3 protein-coding genes are annotated in these 1,604 nt (G+C 33.0%); all 3 read left to right on the top strand.

All coding sequences use genetic code 11. The features are described from left to right. The coding region (locus tag HMPREF2846_RS07480) for a hypothetical protein (protein ID WP_218086517.1) at positions 1–428 on the top strand (428 nt) is incomplete at its 5' end. Continuing rightward, positions 412–1,179 carry a DUF6551 family protein gene (locus HMPREF2846_RS07475; RefSeq protein ID WP_070626356.1) on the top strand — a complete coding sequence of 256 codons (768 nt, stop codon included), beginning with the start codon at positions 412–414 and terminating at the stop codon, positions 1,177–1,179. The genes HMPREF2846_RS07480 and HMPREF2846_RS07475, both read left to right, overlap by 17 nt. Before the next feature lie 66 nt (positions 1,180–1,245). Next, complete coding sequence (locus HMPREF2846_RS07470) at positions 1,246–1,602, top strand: hypothetical protein (protein ID WP_070626355.1); 357 nt, start codon at positions 1,246–1,248, stop codon at positions 1,600–1,602. Positions 1,603–1,604: the final 2 nt, after the last annotated feature.

Here is a 1,604-nt window from a genome sequence, read left to right as displayed (position 1 = left end):
TAGCAGAACTTGCTGGTGTCAGTAAATCAACTGTGATGAGAGCGAAAAAGGTTAAACGTGAAGCACCAGAAGTATATGAAAAAGTCATTAAAGAGAATAGTGGTTGGAATAAAGCTTATAACGAATTGCCTTCCGTTAAGAATAAAGAATATCAAAAGCAATTAAAAAACAAACGTGTAGAGGTAGAAACTGAGATGTCTGATGAAGAATTAGAGTTAATAGCTCAATCACAAACATTAGTGAAAAGGTTTCAAGATTTAGCTTTATGTGCTAAAAGCGCTGATGATATTTCAAAAGTTGTAGAGAAAGCAATAGAGACTGAATCAAAGGAAATGAAAGATTCATACTTTGTAATTGAAAAATTATTCGCATTAATAGGATTAAAAATTGAAACAAATGGAGGAAGAAAAGATGAAAAAACTAAATGATTTTCCAAGCCGCGCACAAAAGGTAGTAGTAAAAAATTTAGGTGTTGATGAAACATATCAAAGAGCGGTATCAAAAGCGAAAGTGAATAAAATTGTTAAAAACTTCAATCCAATAGGAATGGGACCAATTCTAGTTTCCGAAAGAGAAGACGGTAGCTTATGGATCTTTGACGGCCAACACAGAATTGAAGCATTGAAAATTTTAGGAGAAGTCGTATGGGAAGTTACGATTTACAGCGGAATGTCATTAAAAGATGAAGCTACAGCTTTCAGACTTTTACAAGAAGGTTCAAAAGCTAATGCAGCTGAAAGGTATGTAAGTGAATTAGCGGCAGGAGTTGAAGAAACTATAGCTATTGAAAATACATTGAATCAAATCGGATTTACGGTTGATAGAAATTCTTCTAATTATACTATTCAAGCTGCAGATACAGTCAAAGAAATTTACAGAAATGGTGGGCCTAGACTTCTTAAAGATACTGTTTGCATGCTACGAGATTCATTAGGTACTCAAAGAAAAAATTATACAAGAGTAGTTATGTTAGGTGCTTCTGAATTTATTAAACAATATCCAGAGCATGATAAAAAGTGGATCGCTAAGAAATTAGGCGAAGAAGGATTGGTTGCTTTCAAGAATAAAATAGAAGATTACAGCAGAGCGACTGGTGTAACAAAAAAAGTTGCGACTGTAAAGACGCTTGTACGAATTTACAATCACAACAAATCAAAAAAGAAACAATTATTCGAGTAAATATTAACACTCTAATCATACCACAAGAGATGGTTCTGAGCCACCTCTTAATTCAGGAGGGAAACAATGAATTTATTAGTCAAATTAGAAGATGAACTTATCAAATCTAAGTTAAGTGAAGGTAAAGAAGGTCTAGCGTTCTTATTAGAATACGCAGGTCCATATGACGATGACAGATACAACCTACTGTTAAAACAAACTGGTATTACTTGTGACTTTTATGACGATAGCGAGTTAGAAGAATTTATCATAGATTCCTTTTCAATGGATCCGGATGAATTTTATGACAAATACAGTGTTAACTTTTGGATTTCAAGAGATGCAAATTTAACTAGTTTATCTAAGAGTATTCAAAATATGAACGAAAGTAATAAAGATTACATGATTGGATTATACGCTGAAAGGTTTTTAAGAAACGCGTAACA

Source organism: Staphylococcus sp. HMSC056G08 (assembly GCF_001812305.1).
Lineage (GTDB): Bacteria > Bacillota > Bacilli > Staphylococcales > Staphylococcaceae > Staphylococcus > Staphylococcus simulans.
Note: the sequence above shows the minus strand (reverse complement) of the source record. Positions and strands in the feature narration are given on the sequence as shown.

What these genes read in the sequence shown, in the direction of transcription:
- HMPREF2846_RS07470 (WP_070626355.1), top strand. Translation starts at nt 1,246, where the DNA reads ATGAATTTATTAGTCAAATTAGAAGATGAACTTATCAAATCTAAGTTA.
- HMPREF2846_RS07475 (WP_070626356.1), top strand. Translation starts at nt 412, where the DNA reads ATGAAAAAACTAAATGATTTTCCAAGCCGCGCACAAAAGGTAGTAGTA.